2 protein-coding genes and 1 pseudogene are annotated in these 854 nt (G+C 51.8%); all 3 read right to left on the minus strand.

Annotated elements, in window-relative coordinates; all coding sequences use genetic code 11:
• Nucleotides 1–366 (minus strand): hypothetical protein (locus U8U01_RS17240; RefSeq protein ID WP_322176817.1); only part of this gene is annotated, 366 nt, incomplete at its 3' end.
• 6 nt (nt 367–372) lie between these two features.
• On the minus strand, nt 373–657 hold the full coding sequence (locus U8U01_RS17245; protein ID WP_322176818.1) for a helix-turn-helix domain-containing protein: 285 nt from the start codon (nt 655–657) through the stop codon (nt 373–375).
• 74 nt (nt 658–731) lie between these two features.
• A pseudogene (locus tag U8U01_RS17250) lies at nt 732–854 on the minus strand (DNA-binding protein); the annotation flags it as partial.

The raw sequence follows: 854 nt of genomic DNA on the forward strand, positions 1-854 counted from the left end.
ACCATGGATGGTGTCATCCAGTAAGCATATTTTTGCATTTTTTTGCTCAAAAACTCTCCTTTCTGACCGACCCCTGATTTCGGGGGCCGGTAATCCCTGAGTTTTCCCTAACGACCGGCTCTGCCGGACGATGTAAGTTGCGCGGTAGACCCCGCGCTTTACCCTGCTTGTCTTTTTGACCGTTTTCTGCGTCCTGTCTTGCCGGATAAACTTGCAACCCTTTGCATACTGGGGGACGGTTTCCACCCCACGGATACCGCCCTCACAAATCGCTACAAATGCCCTCACACGGCGTTCTGGGCCTGCTCTCGTCTTGTTCCTTGAGAGCGGCCTCGGTTCGCTTAACACGGCCTTCACAGGGATCACAAACGCCTACCTTGATGTCTGGCACTCGTTGTGGTACTTGACTGCTCCCTGGATGGGGAGAATCGTAAAAATCAAATTGCCGTTGCGAACCTGCCCATTCTCAGATTCATACTTTGTCGGCTCCGTCAGGATAAGCGTTTTGTACTCCAACTCCCGCACATATTTCCGCACCGTGTTCTCGCTCATGCCCACCGCCTTGCCAATAGTTTTGTAGCTTGGCCAGCACTGATGCGACTTCCTGTCCTCGCAATACATGAGATAAGCGTAGACAGCCAGCTCGCCAGCCGACAAACCTAAACTGAAAATTGCGTTTGGCAGAGGAAAGAAATTCTTTGCTCCGCTGCATGATGCTCTCAAGAAATTACTCATATCTCATTACCTCCTGTCTGACTCTCGACCCACGAGAGAAATTTCTCCTTGGGAACCACCAGGCGCGAACCGATTCTCAGCACAGGAAAGTCCTCCTGATGCAGCAACTCATAGGCCCC

Origin of the sequence: Acutalibacter caecimuris, from assembly GCF_034335085.1 — a bacterium.
GTDB classification, from domain to species: domain Bacteria; phylum Bacillota; class Clostridia; order Oscillospirales; family Acutalibacteraceae; genus Acutalibacter; species Acutalibacter caecimuris.